This window comes from Actinoallomurus sp. NPDC050550, assembly GCF_040655075.1.
GTDB lineage: Bacteria > Actinomycetota > Actinomycetes > Streptosporangiales > Streptosporangiaceae > Actinoallomurus.
In genome coordinates, this window is the sequence record NZ_JBFAJC010000003.1 from 126,964 (window position 1) to 152,684 (window position 25,721).

The 25,721-nt window shown below is 69.9% G+C and carries 25 protein-coding genes and 1 tRNA gene; 17 read left to right on the forward strand and 9 right to left on the reverse strand.

The features are described from left to right. Window positions 1-108: 108 nt before the first annotated feature. From fdh to nrfD, 3 genes are read left to right on the forward strand one after another with little or no spacing between them, the layout of a single operon-like run. A complete protein-coding gene (gene fdh / locus AB0I04_RS05050) occupies window positions 109-3,324 on the forward strand; it encodes a formate dehydrogenase (protein ID WP_360879185.1) in 3,216 nt (1,071 codons plus the stop codon). A gap of 2 nt (window positions 3,325-3,326) precedes the next feature. Further along, complete coding sequence (locus AB0I04_RS05055) at window positions 3,327-4,163, forward strand: 4Fe-4S dicluster domain-containing protein (RefSeq protein ID WP_360879188.1); 837 nt, start codon at window positions 3,327-3,329, stop codon at window positions 4,161-4,163. Next, window positions 4,163-5,095, forward strand: a complete 933-nt coding sequence (gene nrfD / locus AB0I04_RS05060) for an NrfD/PsrC family molybdoenzyme membrane anchor subunit (protein WP_360879191.1) — start codon at window positions 4,163-4,165, stop codon at window positions 5,093-5,095. Before AB0I04_RS05055 ends, nrfD begins: the two co-directional genes overlap by 1 nt. 21 nt (window positions 5,096-5,116) lie before the next feature. On the opposite strand, the gene AB0I04_RS05065 is transcribed toward nrfD, so the two are convergent. The 3 genes from AB0I04_RS05065 to selD all read right to left on the reverse strand — a co-directional run bounded on the left by AB0I04_RS05065 (window position 5,117) and on the right by selD (window position 7,829). Further along, entirely contained in the window at window positions 5,117-5,878 is a 762-nt protein-coding gene (locus AB0I04_RS05065; RefSeq protein WP_360879194.1) for a hypothetical protein, read from the reverse strand. A gap of 150 nt (window positions 5,879-6,028) precedes the next feature. After that, window positions 6,029-6,670, reverse strand: coding sequence for a trimeric intracellular cation channel family protein (locus AB0I04_RS05070; RefSeq protein WP_360879196.1), 642 nt, complete (start codon window positions 6,668-6,670; stop codon window positions 6,029-6,031). A gap of 151 nt (window positions 6,671-6,821) precedes the next feature. Next, window positions 6,822-7,829, reverse strand: coding sequence for a selenide, water dikinase SelD (gene selD, locus AB0I04_RS05075; protein ID WP_360879199.1), 1,008 nt, complete (start codon window positions 7,827-7,829; stop codon window positions 6,822-6,824). Window positions 7,830-8,028: 199 nt separating this feature from the next. Here selD and AB0I04_RS05080 point away from each other — a divergent pair, with 199 nt between their 5' ends. The 4 genes from AB0I04_RS05080 to AB0I04_RS05095 all read left to right on the forward strand — a co-directional run bounded on the left by AB0I04_RS05080 (window position 8,029) and on the right by AB0I04_RS05095 (window position 10,982). Next, window positions 8,029-8,355 (forward strand): DUF6412 domain-containing protein, encoded by a 327-nt coding sequence (locus tag AB0I04_RS05080; RefSeq protein ID WP_360879202.1) that lies wholly within the window; start codon window positions 8,029-8,031, stop codon window positions 8,353-8,355. Window positions 8,356-8,477: 122 nt separating this feature from the next. Further along, window positions 8,478-9,182 carry a membrane protein insertase YidC gene (yidC, locus tag AB0I04_RS05085; RefSeq protein WP_360879205.1) on the forward strand — a complete coding sequence of 235 codons (705 nt, stop codon included), beginning with the start codon at window positions 8,478-8,480 and terminating at the stop codon, window positions 9,180-9,182. 14 nt (window positions 9,183-9,196) lie between these two features. Then, a tRNA-Sec gene (locus AB0I04_RS05090) sits at window positions 9,197-9,292 on the forward strand. A 169-nt stretch (window positions 9,293-9,461) separates the two neighbouring features. Next, on the forward strand, window positions 9,462-10,982 hold the full coding sequence (locus AB0I04_RS05095) for a hypothetical protein (protein ID WP_360879208.1): 1,521 nt from the start codon (window positions 9,462-9,464) through the stop codon (window positions 10,980-10,982). Between the two features lie 218 nt (window positions 10,983-11,200). Here the strand turns inward: AB0I04_RS05095 and AB0I04_RS05100 are convergent, their stop codons facing one another. The 3 genes from AB0I04_RS05100 to AB0I04_RS05110 all read right to left on the reverse strand — a co-directional run bounded on the left by AB0I04_RS05100 (window position 11,201) and on the right by AB0I04_RS05110 (window position 13,744). Continuing rightward, window positions 11,201-11,686, reverse strand: a complete 486-nt coding sequence (locus AB0I04_RS05100) for a hypothetical protein (RefSeq protein ID WP_360879211.1) — start codon at window positions 11,684-11,686, stop codon at window positions 11,201-11,203. A 13-nt stretch (window positions 11,687-11,699) separates the two neighbouring features. After that, window positions 11,700-12,764 (reverse strand): tyrosine-type recombinase/integrase, encoded by a 1,065-nt coding sequence (locus tag AB0I04_RS05105; protein WP_360879214.1) that lies wholly within the window; start codon window positions 12,762-12,764, stop codon window positions 11,700-11,702. 77 nt (window positions 12,765-12,841) lie between these two features. After that, complete coding sequence (locus AB0I04_RS05110) at window positions 12,842-13,744, reverse strand: peptidase inhibitor family I36 protein (protein WP_360879218.1); 903 nt, start codon at window positions 13,742-13,744, stop codon at window positions 12,842-12,844. 251 nt (window positions 13,745-13,995) lie between these two features. Here AB0I04_RS05110 and AB0I04_RS05115 point away from each other — a divergent pair, with 251 nt between their 5' ends. From AB0I04_RS05115 to AB0I04_RS05135, 5 genes are all read left to right on the forward strand, one after another. Further along, window positions 13,996-14,460, forward strand: a complete 465-nt coding sequence (locus AB0I04_RS05115; protein WP_360879221.1) for a hypothetical protein — start codon at window positions 13,996-13,998, stop codon at window positions 14,458-14,460. A 164-nt stretch (window positions 14,461-14,624) separates the two neighbouring features. Next, window positions 14,625-14,981: a hypothetical protein gene (locus tag AB0I04_RS05120; protein ID WP_360879224.1), complete on the forward strand. Its 357-nt coding sequence runs from the start codon at window positions 14,625-14,627 to the stop codon at window positions 14,979-14,981. 554 nt (window positions 14,982-15,535) lie between these two features. Continuing rightward, window positions 15,536-15,673 carry a hypothetical protein gene (locus AB0I04_RS05125; protein WP_360879227.1) on the forward strand — a complete coding sequence of 46 codons (138 nt, stop codon included), beginning with the start codon at window positions 15,536-15,538 and terminating at the stop codon, window positions 15,671-15,673. A 436-nt stretch (window positions 15,674-16,109) separates the two neighbouring features. Beyond that, the gene (locus tag AB0I04_RS05130) at window positions 16,110-16,439 is read left to right on the forward strand and encodes a PadR family transcriptional regulator (RefSeq protein ID WP_360879230.1); all 330 of its coding nucleotides are present in this window, start codon (window positions 16,110-16,112) and stop codon (window positions 16,437-16,439) included. Next, complete coding sequence (locus AB0I04_RS05135; RefSeq protein WP_360879233.1) at window positions 16,436-17,596, forward strand: hypothetical protein; 1,161 nt, start codon at window positions 16,436-16,438, stop codon at window positions 17,594-17,596. Before AB0I04_RS05130 ends, AB0I04_RS05135 begins: the two co-directional genes overlap by 4 nt. 214 nt (window positions 17,597-17,810) lie before the next feature. On the opposite strand, the gene AB0I04_RS05140 is transcribed toward AB0I04_RS05135, so the two are convergent. After that, on the reverse strand, window positions 17,811-18,146 hold the full coding sequence (locus AB0I04_RS05140; RefSeq protein ID WP_360879236.1) for a helix-turn-helix domain-containing protein: 336 nt from the start codon (window positions 18,144-18,146) through the stop codon (window positions 17,811-17,813). Window positions 18,147-18,444: 298 nt separating this feature from the next. On the opposite strand from AB0I04_RS05140, the gene AB0I04_RS05145 reads away from it, so the two are divergent. After that, window positions 18,445-19,278, forward strand: coding sequence for a transposase family protein (locus tag AB0I04_RS05145; RefSeq protein ID WP_360879239.1), 834 nt, complete (start codon window positions 18,445-18,447; stop codon window positions 19,276-19,278). Window positions 19,279-19,330: 52 nt separating this feature from the next. Next, window positions 19,331-19,537, forward strand: coding sequence for a hypothetical protein (locus AB0I04_RS05150; RefSeq protein WP_360879242.1), 207 nt, complete (start codon window positions 19,331-19,333; stop codon window positions 19,535-19,537). A gap of 118 nt (window positions 19,538-19,655) precedes the next feature. Here the strand turns inward: AB0I04_RS05150 and AB0I04_RS05155 are convergent, their stop codons facing one another. Beyond that, window positions 19,656-19,784, reverse strand: a complete 129-nt coding sequence (locus AB0I04_RS05155; RefSeq protein WP_360879244.1) for a hypothetical protein — start codon at window positions 19,782-19,784, stop codon at window positions 19,656-19,658. 471 nt (window positions 19,785-20,255) lie between these two features. On the opposite strand from AB0I04_RS05155, the gene mobF reads away from it, so the two are divergent. Continuing rightward, window positions 20,256-21,479 (forward strand): MobF family relaxase, encoded by a 1,224-nt coding sequence (gene mobF, locus AB0I04_RS05160; protein ID WP_360879247.1) that lies wholly within the window; start codon window positions 20,256-20,258, stop codon window positions 21,477-21,479. Window positions 21,480-21,935: 456 nt separating this feature from the next. Next, entirely contained in the window at window positions 21,936-24,221 is a 2,286-nt protein-coding gene (locus AB0I04_RS05165) for an AAA family ATPase (RefSeq protein WP_360879250.1), read from the forward strand. Window positions 24,222-24,441: 220 nt separating this feature from the next. On the opposite strand, the gene AB0I04_RS05170 is transcribed toward AB0I04_RS05165, so the two are convergent. Continuing rightward, on the reverse strand, window positions 24,442-25,005 hold the full coding sequence (locus tag AB0I04_RS05170; RefSeq protein ID WP_360879253.1) for a hypothetical protein: 564 nt from the start codon (window positions 25,003-25,005) through the stop codon (window positions 24,442-24,444). 283 nt (window positions 25,006-25,288) lie between these two features. On the opposite strand from AB0I04_RS05170, the gene AB0I04_RS05175 reads away from it, so the two are divergent. Beyond that, window positions 25,289-25,714 (forward strand): VOC family protein, encoded by a 426-nt coding sequence (locus tag AB0I04_RS05175; protein WP_360879256.1) that lies wholly within the window; start codon window positions 25,289-25,291, stop codon window positions 25,712-25,714. Window positions 25,715-25,721: the final 7 nt, after the last annotated feature.

A 25,721-nucleotide genomic window follows, 5' to 3' on the forward strand; every position in this document is an offset into this window, starting at 1 on the left:
CCTCCGGCGAGCCCTCCGCGGTTCCGGAGAGAAACATGCTTCAACAGCCGCGAACGGGGAAAGGGGCGGGCGAGGAGGAGATCTACCGGGAGGGAGCGACGAGCGGACGTGGGCATCGACGCCTGGCCGGTGATCCGCCAGCTCACCGGCGCCGACCCGCTGGGGCGGGGCCGAGCGGCGCGTTCCCGGCGCACGGACGCCCTTGTCGCGCGCACCGAGACGGCCGACCGGGTAGTGGACTCCGTCTGCCCGTACTGCGCGGTGGGCTGCGGGCAGAAGGTCTACGTCAAGGACGAGAAGGTCGTCCAGATCGAGGGCGATCCCGCCTCGCCGATCTCCCGCGGCCGGTTGTGCCCGAAGGGCTCGGCCAGCAAGCAGCTCGTCACGTCGCCGACCCGGCAGACCACGGTGCTGTACCGCCGGCCGTACGCCACCGAGTGGGAGCCGCTCGGCCTCGACGAGGCGATGGACATGATCGCCGACCGGGTGCTCGAGACTCGGCGGTCCGGCTGGCAGGACACCGTCGAGGACAAGAAGGTCCGGCGCACGATGGGCTTCGCGCACCTCGGCGGCGCCACGCTGGACAACGAGGAGAACTACCTCATCAAGAAGCTCTGGACCGCGCTGGGGGCGATCCAGATCGAGAACCAGGCCCGTATTTGACACTCCGCCACCGTCCCCGGTCTGGGGACCAGTTTCGGGCGCGGCGGCGCGACCACGTTCCAGCAGGACCTCGCCAACGCCGACTGCATCGTCATCCAGGGCTCGAACATGGCCGAGTGCCACCCGGTCGGGTTCCAGTGGGTGATGGAGGCGAAGGCGCGCGGGGCCCGGATCTTCCACGTCGACCCGCGGTTCACCCGCACGAGCGCCATGGCGCACCGGCATCTGCCGATCCGCGTGGGCGGCGACATCGTCCTGCTCGGCGCGCTGATCAATCACGTGCTGAGCGGCGGCCACGACTTCCGCGAGTACGTCCTGCGCTACACCAACGCCGCGGTCATCCTGAACGAGAACTTCCGGGACACCGAGGACCTCGACGGGCTGTTCTCCGGCTACGACGCCGACACCCACTCCTATGACCCGGAGACCTGGGCGTACGCCGACGGCGGGGACGTCGCACCGGCCGCCGGGGCGCGCGAGGAGCAGCGGAAGGGCGACGAGGAGCCGCACCGGCCCATCGCCCAGGAGCACGGTCCCGGCGCGACGTACGAGGCGACCGCGGCCCGGACCGGTCCCGCCGAGCACCGCGACGAGACGCTTCAGCATCCGCGCTGCGTCTACCAGGTGCTGAAGCGGCACTTCGCGCGCTACACGCCGGAGATGGTCGAGCAGGTCTGCGGCATCTCCCGGCGAGACTTCGCCGAACTCGCCGACACCGTCGTCGCGAACTCGGGACCGGACCGCACCACCGCCTGGGTGTACAGCGTCGGCTGGACCCAGCACACCGTCGGCGCGCAGTACATCCGCACCGCCTCGATCCTGCAGCTCCTGCTCGGTAACATCGGGCGGCCCGGCGGGGGCATCCTCGCGCTGCGCGGCCACGCGAGCATCCAGGGCTCCACCGACATCCCCACCCTGTTCAACCTGCTGCCCGGCTACCTGCCGATGCCGTACGCCCACCAGCACGAGGACCTCGACACCTACCTCGAACGCGCCGCGGGGGACACCGGCTTCTGGGGGCGCAAGCGCTCCTTCATGGTCAGCCTCCTCAAGGCGTGGTGGGGTGACGCCGCGACCGAGGACAACGACTTCTGCTTCGACTACCTGCCGCGCATCACCGGCGACCACGGCACGTACCAGACTGTCCTCGACCAGATCGACGGCAAGGTCAAGGGCTACTTCCTCATGGGGGAGAACCCCGCCGTCGGCTCGGCGGCCGGCCGGCTGCAGCGTCTCGGGCTCGCCTCCCTCGACTGGCTGGTCGTCCGGGACCTGCAGCTCATCGAGAGCGCGACCTTCTGGAAGGAGGGCCCGGAGATCGAGTCGGGGGAGTGGACCCCCGAGGAGATCGGCGCCGAGGTGTTCTTCCTGCCCGCGGCCTCCCACGTGGAGAAGGACGGGACGTTCACCAACACCCAGCGGCTCCTGCAGTGGCACCACAAGGCGCTCGACCCGCCGGGCGACGCCCGCAGCGACCTGTGGTTCATGTACCACCTGGGCCTGCGGATCCGCGAGCGGCTGGCCGGCTCCGCCGACCCGGTCGACCGGCCCGTCCTCGACCTCACCTGGGACTACCCGGAGGAGGGCCCGTACCGCGACCCGTCCGCGGAGGCGGTCCTCCGCGAGATCAACGGATACGACGCCGAGGGGAAGACGCTCAGCGGGTTCACCGCGCTGAAGGAGGACGGCTCGACGACCAGCGGTTGCTGGATCTACTCCGGCTGCTTCACCGACGACGTCAACCAGACCGCCCGCCGCAAACCCGGCTCGGAGCAGTCCTGGGTCGCGCCCGAGTGGGGCTGGGCGTGGCCGTCCAACCGCCGTATCCTCTACAACCGCGCCTCCGCCGACCCGCAGGGCCGCCCGTGGAGCGAGCGGAAGGCCTACGTCTGGTGGGACGGCGAGCAGTGGACCGGCCATGACGTCCCCGACTTCGAGAAGACCAAGCCGCCGTCGTACGAACCGCCGCCCGGCGCCACCGCCGAGGCCGCCCTCGCCGGGACCGACCCGTTCATCATGCAGACGGACGGCAAGGGCTGGCTGTTCGTCCCGCGCGGCCTGGTCGACGGTCCGCTGCCCGCCCACTACGAGCCGCAGGAGTCGCCGGTGCGCAACCTGCTGTACGGGCAGCAGGCGAACCCGACGCGGCAGCTCTACCCGCGTCCGGGCAACCGCTACAACCCCGTCGGCGGCGACGTCTACCCGTACGTCGTCACGACCTACCGGCTCACCGAGCATCACACCGCGGGCGGCATGAGCCGGTTCCTGCCGTACCTGTCCGAACTACAGCCGGAGATGTTCTGCGAGGTGTCGCCGGAACTGGCCGCCGAACGCGGCCTCGTCCACGGCGGCTGGGCGACGATCATCTCCGCGCGCACCGCCATCGAGGCCCGGATCCTCGTCACCGACCGCGTCAGGCCGCTCCGCGTCCATGGCCGCGCCATCCACCAGGTCGGGCTGCCGTACCACTGGGGCTCCGCGGGCGTCGTCCGCGGCGACTCGGCCAACGACCTGCTGCCGATCGCGCTCGACGCGAACACCCACATCCAGGAGAGCAAGGCGGCCACCTGCGACATCCAGCCCGGTCGCCGCCCGCAGGGCCCGGCCCTGCGCGCCCTCGTGCGCCGTTACCGACGTATGGCCGGGATCCCGGAGGACTGACCATGAGCAACAGCCTGTACGGACCGCTCCCGGACGTGGCCGAGGACGCCGGCTACGCCGATCCGCCCGAGCGCCGGGGATTCTTCACCGACACCTCCGTCTGCATCGGCTGCAAGGCGTGCGAGGTCGCCTGCAAGGAGTGGAACGCCATCCCCGACGACGGCTTCACGCTCACCGGGATGTCGTACGACAACACCGGCGCGCTCGGCGCGAGCACGTGGCGGCACGTCGCGTTCGTCGAGCAGACCCGGCAGCATCCGGTCGGCGACGGTGACGAGACCCGCTGGCTCATGGCCTCCGACGTGTGCAAGCACTGCACCCACGCCGCGTGCCTCGACGTCTGCCCCACCGGCGCGCTGATCCGCACCGAGCTCGGCACGGTCGTCGTGCAGGAGGACATCTGCAACGGCTGCGCCTACTGCGTGGCCGCGTGCCCGTACGGCGTCATCGACCGCCGCGAGGACGACGGCCGCGCCTGGAAGTGCACCCTGTGCTACGACCGGACCGGCGACGGTCTCGAACCCGCCTGCGCCAAGGCCTGCCCCACCGACTCCATCCAGTACGGTCCCCTCGACGAACTACGAGAACGCGCCCAGACCCGGCTGGACGCGCTCCACGAGGACGGCGTGACCGAGGCGCGCCTCTACGGCGAGGACGAGAACGACGGCGTCGGCGGCGCGGGCGCGTTCTTCCTGCTCCTCGACGAGCCCGAGGTGTACGGCCTGCCGCCGGACCCGGTCGTCACCACCCGGGACCTGCCGGCCATGTGGCGGTGGGCCGGCGGCGCCGCACTCGCCCTGGCCGGGGGAGCGGCCCTGTCGTTCCTCGGGAGGCGCTGATGTCGCGGGGCCGCGAGGAGCGCATGGTTCCGCGCGCGGAGTTCCGCTCCTACTACGGCCGCCCGGTGCTGAAGAAGCCGCGCTGGAAGGCTCCGCACATGCCCGCCTACCTCTACCTGGGCGGGCTGTCGGGCGCCTCCTCGACGATGGCGGCGCTGGCCGACGCGACCGGACGGCCCAGGCTCGCGCTGACCGGCAGGCTCACGGCCGCGGCGGCGGGCACGGCGGGCGCCGGGCTGCTCATCGCCGAGCTCGGCCGCCCGGAGCGGTTCCTCAACATGCTGCGGGTCTTCAAGCCCACCTCGCCGATGAGCGTCGGCTCCTGGGTCCTCGCCGGGCAGGGCGGCTTCACGATGGCGGCGGCGGCCTCCGCCGTCACCGGGATCGCCCCGTCGCTGGGGCGCGCGGCGGGCATGGCATCGGCGGTGACCGGGCCGATCGTCGCGACCTATACGGGCGTGTTGCTGGCCGACACGGCCGTGCCGGCCTGGCACGAGGCCTACCGCCACCTGCCGCTGCTGTTCACCGGCAGCTCACTGGCCAGCGGCGGCGCCATCGGCATGATCGCCACGCCGCGCGGCGAAGCGGGGCCGGCCCGCCGGATGGCACTGCTCGGCGCCGGACTCGAACTGGCGGCCGCCGGGGCCCTCGAACGCGGCGTCGGCATGCGCGAGCGGCCGGAACTGATCTCCGAGCCGTACCGGATCGGACGCGCGGGCGTCCTGATGCGCTGCGGGCGTGCGCTGACCGCGGCCGGAGCGGCCGGCACTCTCGCGGCGGGGCGGAGCCGGTTGGCCGGCGTCCTCGCCGGCCTGTCGCTCACCGGAGGCGCGCTGTGCACCCGCTTCGCGGTGCTGTACGCCGGACACACCTCGGCCGAGGACCCGAAGTACACCGTCGTCCCGCAGCGCGAGCGCCGTACCGTCCCGTGAGCGCCGATCCCCGCCCGCCGGTCAGAGCTTCTTCATGCAGAGCACGAAGCTCATGAAGGTGTAGGTGTTGCGCCGGCGGTACGCCGCCGTGTAGCCCGGGACACCCTTGCACTTGTCCCAGTCGGACGTGCCGCTGTAGCGCTTGAGTACCTTGTAGGCGCCCGAGTGACAGGTCGAGTCCTCCAGGTGCGGCTTCGACTGCGTGCCGGCGTTCTTGACACAGTCACCCGGCTGCGCCGTCGCAGCCGCGTCCAGCGTCGGCGAGGACGTGGGCACCGACGGGCTTTCGGACGGATCGACCGTGGGGTAGCCCCCCGTTGGCGACGTGGTCGGTAGCAGCGGTGACGTGCTGACGGCGATCGGCGGCTTCTTCTTGTCGTCGCCGCCGCTCAGCGCCACGGCGGTCGCGATGCCACCCCCGAGGACGACCAGCGCGGCCACGATCGCCACGACGATGACCGGCCCGTTGTTCTTCCGGCCTCCCCCCGGCGGCGGCCCCCAGCCTCCGGGTCCGCCCGGCTCCGACGGGCCGTACCCGCCTCCGCCTCCGCCCCAACCGCCGCCGGGCGGCTGAGCGCCGTACGGCTGCTGCGGGTCATTCGGGTAGTACGGCGACTGCTGGCCTTCGCCGGGATAGCCCCCCTGGCCCGGGTAGGGCTGCTGGCCCTGCCCATAGCCCTGACCTGGCTGACCTGGGTACGGCTGCTGGGGAGGGTAGCCGCCCTGACCCTGCGGTTGGTTGGAGTACGGCCCCTGGCCGTAGCCCTCAGGTGATTCGTGCACGGACAACCGCCCCTCGTTGCATAACCCCACAAAGCTGTACTAGCCAACTAGTCTGCGGCCCGCTGTGCAAACCGGCCTTAACCTAAGACGTTAGGTTTCGGCTCCTGGATCCCACTGATCCGCGCCTGACCGAAGCCGGACAGAATCGTTTCACGTGCGGTCCCGAAGGCCGCGCGCCCGCGGCATCCGCCACTGCAGCCGGATCGCCAGCAGCCGGACCCCGAACGCCAGCGCGGCCGTGACGAGCGTCACGAGGTATCCGCGCGCGCCCAGGCCGTACGCGACCGTGGCGGTCGTCGCACCCAGGAGGGCGGGGACGATGTACAGCTGGCGATCGTGGAGGACGTTCGGCACTTCGCGCGCGAGCACGTCGCGCAGGATGCCGCCGCCGATGGCCGTGGTCACCCCCAGCGCGGCCGCGGCCGGCGACCCCAGCCCGAACGCGAGGGCCTTCGTCGCGCCCGCCACGCTGAACAGCCCCAGCCCGGCGGCGTCGAGCACCAGCACGATTCGGCGGATGCGCTCCAGGTGCGGATGCCAGACGGCGGTCAGCGCGGTCGCCACGAGCGGGACGGTCGTGTATCCCAGATCCCGGAACGCCGCCGGCGGCACGTCCCCGATGACCAGGTCGCGCAGCACCCCGCCGCCCAGCGCGGTGATCTCCGCGAGCACCGCCATGCCGACGACGTCGAAACGCTTGCGCACGCCGACCAGCGCGCCGGTGATCGCGAAGACGAAGATCCCGGCGAGGTCGGCGACGTACTCGACGTCGGTACCGTGCACGGAGCTCACAGCTGGGATCATGCCGTGTCCGCCCCCGACCCGGCCACACGGGGTGCCGCCTCGGTGACGTACGGAAACGCGTCAGCGGACGACCAGGGCGTCCGGCCTCAGGGGGATCGTGGTATCGGACGACCAGGGCGTCCGGCCCTCGGGGATCGTGCTATCGGACGACCAGGGCGTCCGGCCCTCGGGCGATGAGCTCGCCCACCACCGGCGCGCCCGGCACCTCACCGGCGACGAGCAGCCCGCCGGAGGTCTGGGCGTCGGCCAGCAGCAGCCGATCCTCCTCCGGCACCCCGCCGAAGTCGGCGTGCGGCGTGACCCACGTCAGATTGCGGCGCGTCCCCCCGGAGACGTATCCCGCGCGCACGGCGTCCCGCGCCCCCTCCAGATAGGGGACGGCCGCGGAGTCCACCACCGCCGTCACGCCGCTCGCCCGCGCCATCTTGTACAGATGCCCCAGGAGGCCGAACCCGGTCACGTCGGTCGCACAGCGGTGACCGCGCTCCAGCGCTGCCCGCGACGCCTCGGCGTTGAGCGTCGTCATCGCAGCGACGGGCTCCGGGAAGACCTCGCCCGTCGCCTTGTGCCGGGTGTTCAGCACCCCGACCCCGAGCGGCTTGGTGAGGGACAGCGGAGTGCCCGGCCGCCCGGCGTCCAGGCGCAACAGCCGCCCCGGATCCGCCAGCCCCGTCACGGCCATCCCGTACTTCGGCTCCGGGTCGTCCACGCTGTGCCCGCCCGCCAGGTGACAGCGGGCCTCGCGCGCCACGTCGAGCCCCCCGCGTAGGACCTCCCGCGCGAGCTCCATCGGAAGCGTGTCCCGGGGCCAGCCCAGAAGGTTCACCGCGACGACGGGGACCCCGCCGACGGCGTACACGTCCGACAGCGCGTTCGCCGCCGCGATCCGCCCCCAGTCGTATGGATCGTCGACGACCGGCGTGAAGAAGTCGGCGGTGGCCACCACCGCCCGGTCACCCTCGATCCGCACGACCGCGGCGTCGTCGCCGTCGTCCAGCCCGATGAGCAGATCGTCCGGGCGCTCCGCGTCGATGAGCCCGGCCACGACCTCCTCGAGCTCCCCAGGCGGGATCTTGCAGGCGCATCCGCCGCCGTGCGCGTACTGCGTCAGACGGAAGGTGGTCCCGAGCGCTCCGCTCTCTCCCATACCGCGAAACCTACCGCGCGGCCGCCGCCCGGGCCCGGGACACCGGACCCGTGGGAACCGGCCCGGGACGCCGGATCGACGGGAACCGGTTCGGGGACACCGGATCGACGGGAACCGGACGCGGGACACCGGATCCACGGCAACCGGTCCGGGACATCGGATCCGTGAGAACCGGGGCGGGGACATCGGATTCAAGGGAATGAGCCTGATAAATCGGATCCGTGGGAACCGGGCGCGGATCAAGTGCGTCAATCAGGGCATGGCCCGGGTACTCGCGGCGGCCGTCGCGGCAATGATCGCGTGGTGGGATCTCGCCGACGCGCTCACCCCGTCGGCCGTCCTCTTCGCGGCCGCGACCCTGGCCATCGCCGGGCTCATCGTCCTGGCCGTCCACCATGCGCCGACCGCGATCGCCGCGGACACGCCCGTACGCGCCGCCGCGCTCCGCGACCGCGCGGGCCGCTCCGCGCTCGTACGGCTCCGCGATCCCGACGCGCCCGGCCGCCCGCGCGTCCGAGCCCCGTAAGACGAGGCGTTCTCGCCGCCGTTCCTTGATCACTGGTGCCTGCCGCGTCCGCGTACGCGGCGGACACCAGTGACGGGCGCGGCCCTTCCGCCTGTCCATGATCTCGAAGGGGCTCTTCTCCCATGCTCGCTGTTCTCGACGGCGCCGTCCGCGTCGCGTACGACCTCGTCACCGGACTGACCTCCGCCCTCGACCCGCTCACCGGCGGCCTCAGCGCCGCCGTCGCGATCGTCGTCTTCACCGCCGGCGTCCGCCTCGCACTGCTTCCCCTGAGCCGCCGCCAGGCCGCCGCCGGCCGAGCCCGCCTCCGGCTCGCCCCTCAGGTCGAAGAACTGCGGAGACGCCATCGCGACGACCCCCTGCGCGCCCACCAGGAGGTGACCGCGCTGTACCGGGCCGAAGGCACGTCGATGTTCGCCGGCATCGGCCCCGCCCTGCTGCAACTGCCCGTCTTCACCGTCGTCTACCGGCTGTTCCTGTCCCCGTCCGTCGGCGGCCACGCCAACCTGCTGCTCGCCCAGACGCTCTTCGGCGTGCCGCTCGGGCGGCGCTGGCTGTTTTCGGCGGGCGCCTTCGGCCCGCACGGCCTGGTCTTCCTCGCAGTCTTCGTCCTGCTGGCCATGGTCGCCTGGTGGACGTCGCGCCGCATGTTCGCGGGTCAGACTCCTCAGCCGGGAGCGGTCGGGGCGGTCATGCGCCTGCTGCCGTTCGGCACCGTGCTGGTCGCGGCGTACGTTCCACTCGCGGCGGGCCTGTACCTGCTGACCTCCACCGCGTGGAGCGCCGCCGAACGCGCCATCCTCTGGCGTGGCACCACAGTGGGATGAGTAGGCTCAGCGGCGGAGGCGGGAGGGCGCCTGGTGGCCCCCGAGGTCTTCAAAACCTTTGGACGGCGCTCGGCGTCGTCGGCGGGTTCGATTCCCGTACGCCTCCGCCACTTCCTCTAATGCCGCGCTGACCAGGGAAAACGGTGCGGTCGACGCGCGTCGCGCACGCCGCAGCGGATGCCATGGTGTGCCAGCCTCGGCCTGCCCGTGCCAGCAGGCGCGGAATATACGCGGAATGATCTTCCTCCGCCTGGCCTGCCAGGCGGGGGGAGGGGCAAAGTGACGGCGGCCGCCGCCCAGGCCGCGGCGCCTCGGGGCTACGTCCAGATCCCTCGATCGTTGCTCTACTCCTCCGGGCACAGCGCCCTGGCGGTGTGGGCTTGGTCGATGTACGAGACGCTGATGCCGCACGGGCTTGGCGGCGGCCGTGTCCCGACGGTCGCCCGCCGGCGGTTCGTCGCCGAGCGGGCCGGGACGTCGACGACCGCCCTCGACGACGCGCGCCGCGAGCTTCTGGCGCCTGCGGCAGGCGGCCCGTACCTGTCTCGGTCGGCTCCGCGTGGTTCGAAGCGCAGCGTGAAGCACGCTTGTCTTCGGCTGCCGCGGGAGACCGGCGAGGCCTTCGCTCCGGTGCCGTCCTGGACGCTGGACCTGGTCTGGGCCGGGCGGCGTCGCCCGGCCGGACGCATCTCTCCGGACGCCTGGCGGCTGTACGCGGCGTGCGTCGATCGCGCCTGCCGCGACGGGAAGCCGAAGGCCTTCGATGCCACCGTCGGCCGTCTGGGAGCCGCCCTGCGAGCCTCGGCCGCCACAGGCCGCCGCCGCTTGACCGAGCTGGAGGCCGCCGGGCTCGTCGAGGTGACCGAGCGGCCCGGCGGCTGGCTGTCGATCCACGCCATCCTCGACGTCGACCAGTCCGCAGAGATCGCCGAGACCTACGCCCGCGAGGGCCGGCGGCGCATCCAGCCGCGCCAGGACCCTTCGCAAATCACGGCATTCGCCCCTGGCAAGAACCGGCAGGAAGCCCTTGCAGGTTCCGGCACTCCACAGGAGTCACCCACCAGGGAGACACCAGTTGAGGAGGCACCGGAGGTTCCCGCCAAAGGCGAACAGACCCGCCGTTACGCGCGGGCCCGCACGACGACCGAGGCCGGGAAGCCGAAGACCCCGCACAAGGGACGGCCGGCGCCCAAGCGGCGACGCGTGCCGCGCGCGGCCGTCGAGTTGTACCAGACGCTGCCCGCCGAGCTGACCCGGCACGTCCCCGAGCACGGCTCTCGGCGCGTGCTGTCGGCGATCGCCGCCGAAATGGCGCACCGCAGTTCGGCCGAGCTCACCGACCGCATCGCCCGCAACTGGGAGCACTGGCGCTACCGGATCAGCGCCAGCGAGCCGGTGCGCGACCCGGTGGCCGTCGCGATCCGACTTACCCGCCGGGGCATCGACTGCCCGGACGTCCGCTGCGAGGACGGCCACCACCTCGACCTGGAAGCGCCATGCAAGGCCTGCGCACAGCTGACCGCCGAACGCATCCCCGGGCCCGTTGAAGAGCCAGCGGGGGAGAGGCCCGGCGCCGCCCGCATCCTGCGGCGCGCGCCCGCGACTCGGCTAGGCGGCGACGACGTCCCGCACCAGGACCGACCCGGTCGCGTCGACGTGCCGACGGCAACGGCGCCGAAGCCTCAGGTCGACGTCGCCCGGTACGGCGCGCTCGCCCGGGCGCTGCTGAAGGCCCGTACCAACACCGAACGCGAGGCGATCCTCGCCCGTCACGGCCACGCCGATGCCCGCAGTGCATGACGAGCCCGATCCGGGCGGGATTGCGCCCGCCCGGGACGCCACGGCCCCTGGCTCGTCGGCGACGCTGAGCAACCGGCGGCGGCAGCGAGCCCGTGCACCACCGCTCCGTACATCACCCAAACAGACGAATAACTCATAGATCAGCTGAACATCAGCGATACTGTTCAGCGACAGGTAATTGACAGTGGTGGACGACAGGTAAATGTCAGCACGATCCGCTACTGAACTCGGTGTTGGTGAAGCCACGAAGTCTCGAGGATCAGGTAGCGCCAACGCTCCGTGTCTCCGGCTACGGGGTCGAGCAGGTTGTTGAATTCCGCCACCGCGATGAGGAAGATCTCGGCGTCCTTGTAAGCCGTGCTGATGGAGACGCGCCCGCCGTCATCGACCAGTTCGAAGGGCATGTCCTCGGGGAGAGCGACGAGGGCGATGTGTGTGGTCTTCTCGGGGTTGAAGGGCGCGTGGCGGTCGCGGGCGACCTTCCAGTCGTGGCCGGGCCAGGTGCGGCGTTCGGACGGTGTGGTCGGTACCAGGACCTTGGCGTCGATGAGCATGTCCTGGTCGCTGATGTCGTGGCCTGCTCGCCGGCCACCGAACAGGACCGGGTTGCCGCCCTGGGCGTGGCGCCAGGCGGTGACGGCGTACTCGCCGATGAAGGATCGCAGCGAGTTAAAGGCGCTGCCCTCGATCTGCATGGGAGCCATGGCGGGTCTCCGATCAGCGGTCGACGGTGAGATGGCGAAGGGCGTTGTGTTTGTCCTCATCGGTGGGCTGGCTGTAGACCTTCAGGGTCTCCAGGCGGGCGTGGCCGGCGATTTCGGCGACGGTGATGAGATCTTCGCCGCCGCGGATCAGTCGGGTGACGAAGGTGTGCCGTCCCACGTGCGCAGTGGTCGCATCTTCCAGCCCGGCGGCTTCGGCGATCGCGGTGAAGACGTCGGAGGCCGCCCGGGTGGTGAGCCGGCCGCGGCGGCGCGAGAGGAACAGCGCCCGCTCAGTGGCGGCGCCGGGCCAGGAGGCGCGCTCGTCCAGCCAGTCCTGCAGCAGCACCGCGAGGGCGGGATGGACGGGGACGTCGCGGGGTTTGCCGCCTTTGCCGAAGACGCGCAGGTTCCCTTTGCGGGCGGACAGCCGTACGTCGTCGACGTCGAGGGCGACGATGTCGCCGATGCGCAGCCCGGCGTAGAACGGCAGCAGCGCGATGGCCCGGTCGCGGGCGTGCGGCCAAGCCTCCACGGCGCGCAGCCAGCGGATCTCCGCGCGGGCGTCCATCGCCTTGGGCGCGGTCTTGGGCAACTCGTCGCGGCCGACGTTGGCCTTGCCGAGGCCGAGCCGGACGTAGAAGTCATCCTGGGCGGCGAGGGCGTTGTTGCAGTAGCGGACCGAGCGTTTCGGAGTGGCCTCCCGCAGCAGGTACAGCCGGTAGTCGCGGACGGCCCAGTCGCGGGCAGTGGGGTTGGTCAGCGGGTCGCCGCGGTAGCGCCGGCGGCCGGTGCCGTCGGCGAGCCAGGCCAGGAACATCCGCACGCGCGAGACGTAGGTGCGCCGGGTGTCGGGTGACAGCGGGACGGTTTCCAGGACGGCGGCGTAGTCGGTGAGGAACTCGGCGAAGTCCTCGGGCAGTGGGGTGGGCCGCGCGCCGCGCCGCCGCGGTGTCCCCGCTGCGGGTGTCGCACCGTTGCCAGGGGTCGGGTCCGCGGCCGCGCCCGGAGCGGGGTTCGTGTTCTCGGAAGTGGATCCGAGGTCGCCCGGCCCCGGATTTTGCGCGTTCTCGGAAGTCATGGCGGGAGTGCACTTCCGGGAATGCGTCATTCTCAGAAGTTCGCCGAAAGCGGCCGGCTCCGCCTGGGCCGACCGGGTCAGTAGTCCCTGGCGCGTTTTTGTGCTTGTGCGCATTGGGGGCCGGTTTCGCCGAATGCGCATGCGTCGGTGTAAAACCTGACTGATGAGGCTGTGTTGGTGTCAGCGCCGACGTCGGGTATCTGGCTGTGCGATGGCATGTGGTGTGGTTCGCCTGTGCGGCCGTGGCCGGGATACCAGTCCACATCGAGGGTGGTCTTGTTCGCCCACGAGCGCATGGCCTTGTCGTAGGGGGGTGGCAGCTCGTAGAGCTGCCCATCGATCCGTCGGGCGAACAGCATCCAGCCTGCCGCCTGATCGTAGTTCGGGTTTTGGAAGAGGCAGACAGAACCCTTCGGGCACGCTCCAAGCCCCGTCGTGTTGTAGGCGATGTTCCAGCTGTCCTCGCTGGTCGCCCACTTGATCTTGGGGTGGGTTCCGTCCGCGGAGATCACCTGTGGCCTGTCCTGATACCGGTGGAGGCTGATCGTCGGTGCCATGGTGCGTGAATCCGACATCACATAGGCAGTGGTGATCGCACCGACACCCATGGAGGCGACGATCTGGGTGACGCGATGCCGGGCGATCCGCTTCCAGAGCGCGGCCCTGGCCGCCTTGGGCGGGTCGCCGATGCCTTGCTTCTTTTCGGCGCGATCGCGGAGTTTCTCCCAGTACGTCCAGCCATGCGACTGAAAGGGGCCTTCTGCTGAATCCCTGGCCTCCTGTCGGGCCCGTTCTTCCAGGTATTCGACGACCCATTTGAGAACTTTCGGGTCGCTGGGGACCGCTTTGCCGCGGATCCAATCTCCCAGTGTGGCGCGGCCGAGCGCCACCGGAGGAACGCATTGTCCAGCTTCCACCGCCAGCTTCCGGTACCCGGGCCTGCCCGCCGCTTCATACAGGCGCCCCAACTCGGAGGCCAAGTCCCCGCCGTGTTGCCCCATATCACCCCTTCACCGACAGGGACACATCGTAGTCATATGGCGACAGGGTGTGCACGGACATCCGGGTTTGAGGCTCTGACCTGGGCGGACAGCTCCGGACGGGGCTTGTTGTTGCCGGACGCCCGAGCCGGCTTTGAAGCTCGATGAGGGCCCCAAGCGTGACTGTCATCGCCGCGGGCCACCAATCCACACGCAATAGGGCGCAAGCCCTGAGCACGGAAGGTCATGGCATGACCAATTCACGCCGCACATTGGCCGCGCTCGTCGGCTCGGCCGCCGTCGCGACGGCCCTCGCCGCCGGCGCCCCCTCGACCGCCTGGTCCCGTACGGTCGCACAGACCTCGAACACGTCCGCGGCCGACTGCACCACCGCTGTCGACATCGGCCTGACCGTGTACGACCACCACGACGAGGCGGCCAAGGGGTCGGGAAGCTGGACTCGATGCGGCGGCAGCGACTTCACCCGGATCGTGATCACCCTCTACGAACACCGGTGGTGGGGATGGGAACGCGTCGCCTCCCTCGATCTCAACCCCGTCGACTACGGATCGGGAGCCCGATCGGTCGTCAAGGGTTGTGAGGGCACAGACCCCAGCACGTACAAGACCGTCATCCAGGCCTTCCGGCGAAACGGCGCCACGTGGGACACCGTCGCACGCAAGGAATCCAACATCCGCGAGATGCCCTGCAGTTAGCGACCCTCATGCCGGCAGCCCTCCCGGCCTCACCAACCAGGTGAGACCCGCCGCGCGTCCCCGCCGGCCGCCCTGGTGGGGTCCATCGCCAGCACCGGGGCCGCGGCTGCCCCTCCCTTAGTCCGCGTCTCAGCTACTTCACGCCACAACAGGAAGGAATCTCGATGCCCCGTCTGCCGATCACCTCACGCCGGTTCTGCGCCGGCCTGGCGCTGGCCGCCACTTCGGTACTGGCCTGTCCCCCGATCGCACACGCCACGCCCGCCCCGACGCGACCGATCACGCTTCGCGGCGACTCTGCGGACTCCTACTGCGAGCCCCGCGACCACTACTTCGTCTACTTCATGGCCGCGGCCTACCTGAAGTACATCGAGTCCCACACCGGGGGATCAAACGGCAACCCCCACCTGTACCGCACTTACGACGAAACGATCTCGCACACCACCATGGGGCCCACCGGCCAGCCACAATGGCACTCCGACCCGACCCAGCGCGTCGTCCACGACTGCGGCCCCAGCTGAACCCACCCGGAGGATAGGAAGACCCGCAGGGCCGGAGGAACTCCCCTCCGGCCCTCGCCGTTCGCGAGTCGGCCCTCGAAACTGCTCAGCGTCCCTGACCCGAGGCCGGCACCCAGGCGGCCCGCGTCGAGTTGCCCGCCGGCGGCCCGTTGCTCAACCTCTGAACCGATGGCTGGATCAGGCATGTCATCGTGCCGCGGCTCGTTCACGTGACGTCAGATGGCCGTCGCCACTCGCCGGATCCGCCAGATCCGCCCGCACGGGCAGGACTGCACCAACGACGCGGATCCAAGATGTCGAACTACTCGACAGCACATCACTCTCGGAGGAGCCAGATGCAAGGGAGCAGCGGCGGACACGGAGGAGGAGGCCACGGAGGAGGCCACGGTTCTGCATGCGCGGCCACGGGCCACTCTGCGTCACACGGTCACGGCAACTGCGCGCACCATGGCGGTCACCACGGCCTCGAGGTAGGAGGGGATGCGCCCAGCACGGAATCCGCCGAATACAGCAACAACACAGCCCCAGACCCATCATTGCCCAAGGGTTGTGAGGTGACGTTCATCATCTTCTTCGTACCGATCTGCCTGTTGATCATCGTCTGGCTCGCCTTCTGCGTTGGAATGCTCCTCTACACGCTGTGGATCACGGCCTCGGCCCTGGCCCATGCCATCACCCACATAACCGGCTGAGCCGCCCCAGCCCGTCAATCGCCCTCTACTGATGCCGATCCCGTCCGAGGGCGTCATCGTGGGACGTACGCCGCAGCGGCCGGCTGGTGACACCGACCCAAGTGGGGCCCGGCGCCGGTGAGGTGGCGGGACTGGCGGACGACGTTAGCGCGAGGAACGGCAGGCGTGACCGCTCGGGTACGGCCGCCCTTTCGAGGTCACGCACGGTCGCGATCACCCCTCTCGGCGACACACCGCACCGTGGTGGCCGTGCAGCATCCACGGCCAGCCCGGGTACGTGGCGTTCGCCGCGGTGAACAGCTCGGCGGCCCGCCGGTACGACAACCCGCAGTCACCGCCGTCACGCAGGGCTACTCTTCCCCTGGCTGACACGGATCCGAGCGGAGGGCGGTCGTTTGACCCGCCCTTGACGGCCGACTATGTAAGATTCATACACATGACCGACGTCAGGGTCACCGTCGCGGTCGCGCAGGTTCTGAGCGAGTTCCTGACCGACCCCTCCGAACCACGCTACGGCTACGACCTCATGCGCCAAACCGGTTTCCCTAGCGGCAAGCTCTATCCCATCCTGGCCCGCCTCGAACGCGCTGGGTGGCTCAGCCGAACCGTGGACCCTGGCCCCGGCGACGGCCCGCCCCGCCGCCTGTACCGCCTCACTCCAAACGGCGCGGAATCGGCCCGTCAAGAGCTGGCTCTTCTGCATCAACAACTCAACCGCAGTCCGCGTCCGTTCGGGCAGCCCCAGCCCGAAGGCGATCCGGCATGAGCACCTTCAAAGAGTTCTTCGGTCAGCTCACCGCGGGCGCAATCATCGGAGGGATGCTTTCCAACCTGGTCGGTGAGGAACTACGGACTCGCCTTGACCTGATTCCCGTTGCGTTAATACGTCTGGCCGCTCGCCACCTGCCCAGCGATCGCTGTGACAACTGTCGTGAAGACATCGGTCCCTGTAAGGAATGTCTTGCCAATCCCTCGGACGAACGGTCATTGAGCGTACGCGCCGACCGGACTTCCGAGTGGATCGCGGAACTCAATCACATCAAAGACAAGACAGAGGGGCTTCCGCTCACCCGTTTTCTGCGCGGTCTCGCCTACGCCGCTCACCTGTTCCTCAACGTCGGCGATCTGTCCTCGGCCATCACAGGCGTCCACCGCCGCACCCTCGTCCTCGCTGCGAGCAGACGCGCCTTGGCCGTGGCCGCGAACCTGATCGCAGGCTGGCTCTGCTTTACTAGCCCGACGTTTAGGTTCGTCGGCCAGATCTTTACCCTAAGCGACCCGATGTGGTCCGCTGCCCGGGGCCTTGCCTGGTGGGGTACCTGGCTTGACGAACTCGTTCTCGTCTCTGCCGCGTTCGCAACAGTGTGTCTGGGGATTGGGGCATTCCTTCATGCAGCCGGGCAGTGCGCCCCCGAACGTGTCCGCGTTCTTCAGCGCGCAGCCCGACGGCTATGCGTTCTGGGATTCGCTGCTTTCGCTCTCGAAGTCGCCGTCTGCTTGTGTCTGGTTTTCGCTGTATCTGCTGGCGATTCTCCACTATCAGCGGTACTCAACAAGTTCCATTCTTGGAATTCGTTGATTCATTACGTGAACAACGAGATTCCCGGAAAAGTCCTAGCGTACTGCATAGTAATCTGCCCACTTGCCGGATGCCTGACGCGCGCAGTCGCACGTGACACGATCGGACCGGGCGTCATCGCACTCTTTCACGTGTTGTACTGGACCGCTTTCGATATGTGGCTGCCACTCCCTCTCCCTCCGTGGGCAGGAGTAGTTTTTATTCCATTCCTGGCATTCGCGATCGTTCTCTGGGGCCGACGTCGCGTCGGACTGGATGACCGTCCTCCATGTCGCGCGCCGAGCAACTCGACGGTTATCCGGCGGCCGGTAACGGACCTCGGCGGCGCGTCCGGTGGTGAGTGAGCGGCCCGGGGCTCAGGCCATCCACTCTTAGTCCTCTGTGGCCCAGGCCCGGTCATCGCTACGGTCGGCATCAGGCAGCAGCTCGGCCATCTTCAGCTCGTCCGGAGCAGTGGCGGCCTTCCTTCCCCCGAGATCATGCCGGTGATGATCGTGCCAGGCCAGCGGGGCGGCGCGGGGCGAAATCACGCCCCACACGGGTTCGCCGGTCGGGCTGTTACCCGTGCAGGTCGGCGAGGATCGCATCGAGCATGCGGTTCAGGTGAGCGCCGACCAGCTGCCCGGCTGGGGTGACCTCATAGGAGCTGGACAGGGACCGGCCAGGGAAGGTGTGGCGGGTGACGAGTCCGGCGTCGATGAGGTCGCGCAGCCGGTCGTTGAGGCTGGTGGCGCTGATGCCGGGGATGGCGCGCTGGAGTTCGCTGAAGCGGGCGGGACGGCGGGCGAGCAGGTACAGCAGGTGAGGGGTCCAGCGCCGGTTCAGCACGGCGAACAGCCGCACGCCGGAGTCCGGCAGCTCCAGCGGATCCGGCGGCACCGGACCGTGACTCATTTGCTCGGAGTTGCTCAACTGTCCGTAGTTCTCCTGCTACCTTCCGGATGGCGTTGATGCCCGGCGTGAGCGGGGCTGCGCCCAGTGTGTCGGCTCGGGGGCCGGATGGGTAGGAGGAACCCGCCATGCCGGGCAGGGTCGATCCCGAAACCCGCCGGGCCACTGTGACGCGGTTGCGGCAGCTGCGTGCGGCTGGGGACCTGACGGGTGAGCACGTCCGGTTGGCGGCCTCGGGTCTGGGGTGTCCGAGCGCACGGTGTGGCGGTGGATCGGCCCGGACGGAGGCGGGGAGCGTCCTGTGCGATCCGATAGTTACCGGCTGAGCGAAACCGACCGAGAGGCCTTCGCCCACTTCCGTGGGAACGTCGCGGCCATCCACCGGGCGCGCTGCGCGGCGATCGCCGGGCAGCAGGTGGCGGCCGGGGTGGCGATCCCGCAGTTCTTGCTGAACGGCTGGCGGGCGGCCCGGCCGGTGTCGGAGCGGACGCTGCAGCGGGCATTTGAGCGGGAGCTGACTCCGGCCGAGCGCGCGGCCTGGCGGAGTGGGGAGGAAGGACGGCGGGCGGCGAGTGTCTACCTCACCCGCGCGCCCGCTCATCGCAACCGGGTCTGGGAGATGGACCACAAGCAGCTGCCGATCCTGGTGCTGCCGCCCCGTGGGCCCGCCCTGTGCCCGTGGCTGACCTCGGTCGTCGACGACGGCACCCGCGCGCTGGTCGGCTGGGCGATCGTGTTAAGTCCGCATGCGGGGACGGTGCTGACCGCGATCCGGATGGCGCTGGCCTACGACCCGGCGCGGGGCCCGTTCGGCGCCGTTCCGGCCTCCTTCCGGATTGACCGGGGGCTGGAGTTCGCCGCTGGATCGGTGCGCGATGTGTTCGCCGCGCTGTGCGTGGCCGAGCATCGGCTGCCCGGGTACCAGCCGCACCGTAAGGGGAAGGTGGAGCGGCTGCACCAGACGATCGAGTCCACGCTGTTGTGCGGGCTGCCCGGGTTCACCGGCGGGCCGCGCCGAGAACGTCCTCAAACAGGCCGGGCTGCTGCAGTGCTACAACGGGCCCCACCACGCCGAACCGAGCCCCGATGTCCTGTTCAGCCTCCGGCTCGCCAACGACGCAGACATCGCTCATGAACGCGGAGAACTCCCCGACACCACCGCGGAATGGCAGCGCGTTCCGCACGGCGTGCGCTGGACCGACGATCCCCTCCCCGCCCGCCGCCCGGCGAGCAACGACCCCACCGAACAGGACCCAACCTCGCCGCAGAAGCACCGGCGCCGCTCCTGGCGGCCGAAGACCACCAGCAACCCCGGCGTGCCGGAGAAACGAAACGGCGCGCCGTACGACGACCCCCTGGTGGATCTCAGCGACTACGACCAGCCCACCGACTGACCGCCAGCCGGACGGTAACAGCCCGACGGTCCGCAGAGCGGCCCCCACTGACACTTACCTGTCGCCGACCCACTTGCTGAGCGCGGAGATGTTGACAGCGGTCGGCCCGAACTTGATGTCAGTGCTGACGGTCGGCGGTTCCAGCGGAGCCGGCCGGGACGACCGCCGCCTCCACGCACTCGGCGTGGTCATGCATGCTGAAGCTGCTTCTGATCCACGAAATGCCCAACGGCTTGTCGCTCGCCATGAACGAACGCTACGCCGAACCCGCCACGTGACCCACCGGTTCCGAGAACAGACTCGGCCGCCCCGGGGCGGGGCAACCGCCCGTCATGGCACCGCAACCCGGTCCCGGGCGGTCAAGACCGTCGCGACCGTCACGGGCCCGGCGGCCTCATCGGTCCCTTACCCCTGCGCGCTCTGCCTGCACCTCGGCGAGGGCAGCGCCCAGCCGGCGCTCGCGACGCGGGCCGGGATCGGCCCACTGACATCTACGTGTCGCCGGGCACTGACAACTACCTGTCGGACCCACTGCCATCTAGCTGTCGCTCAACAGATACATCAAAAACACCCAAAACAGTATCTATCACTTAAAAACACCCACACCACAACGCAAGATCGAAACACAGAAAGATCAACAATCAAGATCAACTAATGGACCAAGGTATCCCCGGAGGGGATACCGGCCTGGTGGCCGTCGCGGGGTCCGGCGACCGCCGTGGCGGACGGGGTGATCGGGGTGGCGTGGACGGTCAAGCTGGGGCCGGACGTCGGGCAGGTGAGGTACCGGCGGCTGATGGGCGCCGGATGCGGCATCGGCCATCTGCACGGTCCCGAGCCGGGCCTTGACCAGGTCGAGCGGGAGGGCCAGGAGGCGGACTGGCAGGTCGGCTACCGGATGGAGGCCGAGGAACGGCCGCTGGTCTGGGTCGGGCGCGGCTTGGCCGAGTTCGGCATCACCCCCGGTACGGCGCTGGCGTCGGAGGAGGACATGGAGGCCGCCGACGCGTTGATGGACGGGCGGGACCCGCGCACCGGCGAGCAGCTGGTCGATCCGAAGGTGGAGGTCGCGCCGATCGCCAAGCTGCCCGCGCTGCCGTTCGTGACGGCGCTGGTGGCCGCCGGGGTCGAGCATGGGCTGCAGGCGGGTGCTCCCGCCCGGGAGCTGTTGAGCATCGGCGGCCGCGAACCGGGCGGCAAGGCCGTCAAGCGCCTGGAACGGATCGGCCGGGGGATCGAGCGGGAAGGCGAGGCGCACGCGATCTCGATCAATGACCTGGAATGGCTGGCGGACCTGGCCGGCCTCGACCTGAGCGAGGTCTACCCGGAGGGGAAGCTGGCGGCCGCGCGCAATAACCGGCATGAGCGGGTCCGGATCGGCAACCGCGGCTATGACCTGACGCTGGACCTGCCCAAGAGCCTGTCCGTGCTGTACGGCCTGGCCGAGGGCGAGCTGGCGGCCGGGATCGAAGACGTCTACACCGCGGCGGTGCATGAGACCGTCGCCGCGGTGGAGGACTGGGTCGCCTACGGGCTGCGCGGCCACCACGGCGACGGCCGCCAGGCCGAGCGGATCGAAACCTCCGGACTGGCCGGGTGGATCATGTGGCACGCGGTCGCCCGCCCGGTCGACGGCCAAGCCCCGGATCCGCACTGGCACGCCCACGTCGTGCTGGCGAACATGGCCCGCGGCCTCGACGGCAAGTGGTCGGCGATCGGCGCCGGCGGCACGGACCTGCACCGGCATACCCACGCCGCCGACGCGCTGCTGAAGGCCCGGATCCGGTACGAGCTGACGAAGACGTACGGGATCGCCTGGGAACACAACCCCGAGACCGGCGCGTGGGAGATCGCCGCGATCCTCGCCGAGCTCCGGCAGCACTTCTCCAAACGCGACGGGGCAGATCAAGCAGGTCTTCGTCGAGCTCGGCCTGGACTATGAGACCGCCTCCACCACCGAGCGCAAGTACCGCTCGACCTCCTCCAAGGAAGGCAAACAGCGCGGCACTCGCGCGGTCGACCTGCGCGAAGACTGGCGCACCCAGGCCCGCGCGCAAGGCCACGACCCCGACCAGATCTGCCAGGCCGCCGAACGCGGCGCGCGGGAGCCAGCGGAACAGCCGAGCATCGAGCAGATCGCCGAACAGGTCTGGGACCCCGAGCACGGGCTGACCGCGCACCGCAAGACCGTCAACCGCGCCGACGTGCTGGCCGCCGTCCTGGAAACCCTGCCCGGCGGCGTGGCGGGCGTGGTCGAGGCCGAGCAGCTCACCGACGCGGTCCTCGCCCTGGAACAGCACGTCGCGCAGTTGCCGTCCGGCCCGCCGCACCTGACGAACGCCGCCCGCTACACCAGCCGCGACATCCTGGAGGCGGAGGAGACCAACCTGGCGGCCGCATGGGACGGCTACGCCGCGACCTCGCGGTCGTCGATCCGCGCGTCGCCGACCTCGCCGCCGCCGCGTTCTACGCCGCACGCGGCTTCACCCCATCCGAAGAACAGGCCGAAGTGCTGGAGCGGCTGGTCAGCGCCGGGCACGGCGTCGACGCGGTCGTCGGGGTCGCCGGCGCGGGCAAGACCACGCTCATGGCGGCCGCCCGTACGGCCTGGCAGGCGGCCGGGTACACCGTCGCCGGCGCGGCCACCGCGGCGGTCGCCGCCCAGAACCTGCAAGCCGAATCCGGGATCGGTTCGGGCACCATCGCCTCGTGGATCCAGGCCATCACCGGGCCCGGCCGCGACGACGGCACCCGTGGCCTGGACGGTGTCGACGTGCTGGTCATAGATGAAGCCGGGATGGTCGACGACCGCGAACTCGCCCTCCTGCTGCACCACGCCCAGCAGGCCGACACGAAGGTCGTGCTGATCGGCGACCCTAAGCAGCTCAAAGCCGTCGGCGTCGGCGGATCCTTCGCCGCGATCCACCGCCACCTCGACGGACCCACCCTCACCGAGAACCGCCGCCAGGCCGACCCGATCGAACGGCGCGCCCTGCAGCTGTGGCGCGCCGACCGCCGCGAACAGGCCCTGCACGCCTGGGCCGCCGGCGGCCGCGTCCACGCCGGAGCCGACCGCGACGACACCCTCGCGGCGATGCTCGCCGACTGGGCCCATCTGCGCACCGGCCGCTACCCCGACGCCCACGCCGAACTCGCCGACATGCTGCTGCTGGCCGGCACCAACAACGACGCCGAGGCGATCAACACGACCGCCCGCGCGCTCCGCGGCGCGGCAGGGGAGCTGACCGGGCCCGACGTCACCTACCGCACCCCGGCCGGGCCCCTGCGGTTCGCCGTCGGCGACCACGTCCGGGTGCGGCGCAACGACTACCGCACCCGCCGAAAGAACCCACCCGCCGGGGCGGTCGACGTGCTGAACGGCTACCGCGGCGTCATCACCGCCATCGACACCGACCGCAACGTGCTGGTCGAATGGCGCCGCCAGGCTGCCGACAGCCCCCGCACCGAATCGGCCTGGATCACGCCACCAGAGATCGCCGCCGGTGCACTGAGCCACGGCACGGCGATGACGGTCGCCGCCGCCCAGGGCCTGACCGCCGACATCACCCTGGTCTACGGCCAGGGCCTGGCCCCCCACACGCTCTACCCGGCGATGTCACGCGACCGCGAACAAGCCCACCTGTACCTACCGCGCAACCTCCTCGAGGACGACGCCGACCGCGCCCGCCACGGCGACCCGGAGACCGAAGGCCAGGAGCTGGCCCGCGCGATCGCCGCCTACGCGCGCACCCTCGAAGGTGACCGCGCCGACCGCCTGGCCCTCACCGAACTCGGCCGCGAACCAGCCCCCGTCGCCGAACGAATCCCGCACTGGACCAAACGCCCCTACGGCAACCACACCCGCGCTCAACTGGCGAACCTATGCGAGACGCTGCAACAGGCGATCCGCCAGGAAGCCGCGCGCGAACGCCGCATCGCCGCCCGGCGCGCCGAGGCCTCCGTTGGCAACGGACCGGCCGCCTCTCGGCTGCGTGAACGTCTCCAGACGGTGGAGAAGGTTGCGGGCATCGAGCGGCAGATCACCGCCGCGCGCGCCGAACTCGACGAAGCCCGCGACCACCTCGCGGCCGCGCGCCAGCGTGTCGAGGAGCTACAGCACCAGTCCCGGCGTGGCCGTCTCGCGCTGCGGCTGGACGGCACCTCCCGCCATCAGATCGACCAGGACATGCGCGCGGCCGAGGGCGAGCTGCGCGACGCGCGCACCGCCCCGACCGGCGCGCGCCACCGCCTAGCCGAGCTGATCGGCCAGGCCCGCCCCGCATACGAGCAAGACGAACCCGGCTCACCAGCCCAAGCGTGGACCGAGGGTGCTGGGACTGCCGAACACCAGGACCTCACCACCCGCTGGGACACGCGCCTGGCCAAGGCCATCACCGGCGACATAGCCACCGTCCACCTCCGAGCCACCACCGCCGTCGACGTGGCGCTCCCCGACCTCACCACCGCGGACAAGGGCCAGGAGACGATCGCCGCCATCGATGAGGAACTCACTCTGCGCGACCGGCTCACGCCCGCCCAGGCCCGCATCGAACAGCGCGCCCGCCGCGCCCAGCAACGCGCTCAAGCCGAACGCGACGCCCAACGGCGCGGGTACAACCCGCAACACCTCCACCAGCCAGGCCAAGGCATCCGGCCCAACCACGGCCCCGGCCGCCGCATATAGAACCTGCAGGTACGTGCCGCGCAGCCCGGTGAACGGCGGCGCACCCCACAGTTCTTTTAGAACGGTCGCCTCCACGACCTCATCGCCGCGCCCTGCCCGTACGAGGCCCACCGCTCGGGTCCGTGCGACCAGATGAAAAGTAGCTCTGCGTAACGTCTCAAAAAACAAGCGGTTGGGCCGCTACGCGGCCCAACCGCCGTCACGAAACATCGAGGCTAGGCTAACGGCACCAGTAGTAATTGTTGCCGCTGATGGCGTCGTTGTGGGCCGCTTGGCCGTCGACGACGACGGTGAGACTGCCGATGGTGTACCAGGCGGATTGCTCCTTCGGATCATAGGTGCACGTGAAGTAGGCGTTGCTTTCCTTCTTCGTCGAGCAGGAGTGGCTGGCATTGCCGTCTGCCCGCCTGGTCGCACTGCCGTCAGGATTGTAGTGATACATGTAGGCCGTGACGAGACACTGGTCCGGCCCAGGCGAGGTGCATTTGGTGATCTTCGCCATCGAATATAGCGTTTTGCCGTTGGGGTACACCGTCTGTAGGGGAGCCTGCGCCGTGATCCAGCAACCGATGGTCTGCTTCGGTGACGCCGTGCCGTTTGCGCTTGCAGGGTGCTGAGGCACGGTGACGCCGACGAAGGTCGTCGTGCTGTGCGGACCGACGCCTGCGGTGCTCAGGTCAGACCGACCGTCCGCCCATGCGGGTGCGGCCGCCGCGGAGGCGGACACAACGACAGAGCGGGCCAGAGCGGTGACCGCCCCGACGGCTTTGAGATTCTTGATCATACCCATTCCTTCCCAGGGGTTGCCGCATGCCCGCCCGCAATGAGACACGCGATGATTTGACTGACCGGTAATGAGGGTGTCACGACGCCAATTTCCTGTAAAATGTGACTCTGAGTTCTCAATGATGCACTCGATGATGAAAAACGAAGGAGTGGTGGATTGTCACCTGCGTAAATATCTATGAACCGAACGATTTGGGCGTTAAGAAACAGAGAATATGTAGAGGACTCAATCTCCGTGATGTGATCGACATCACGGGACTGGAACGGTTATTGGAGGAGATATGGCCGCGACCGTCCGGGTGCACTGCCTGGAGATAGATAGCGTGGAGCCTGAGGCCTTGGCCTGGTTCTGGAGCGCGGCGCTGGAGTGCCCCATCGATGCGGGGGCGTCTGGCCCGTGGATCGCCCTCGGCGATCCCAACCAGCCACAGGTGATCATGTTCAGGCATGCCCGTGCCCCGAAGACCGCGCCGAACCGGCTACGGCTGTACCTCACGCCCGCCAGGGGGCGGGTGGCCGAGGAGGTGGACCGGCTGACCGAGTTGGGAGCCCGCGTCATCGCCTGGCGCAACCAGGGAGCGGTCCTGGAGTCCGTCATGATGGCAGACCCGGAAGGCAACGAGTTCTACGTCACCCCCAGCGACGCGACCGTTGACCTTCTGCACGCACGCATGCGCCAGCAGCACAGCTCGGCCGCGGAACAGTGATCATGAT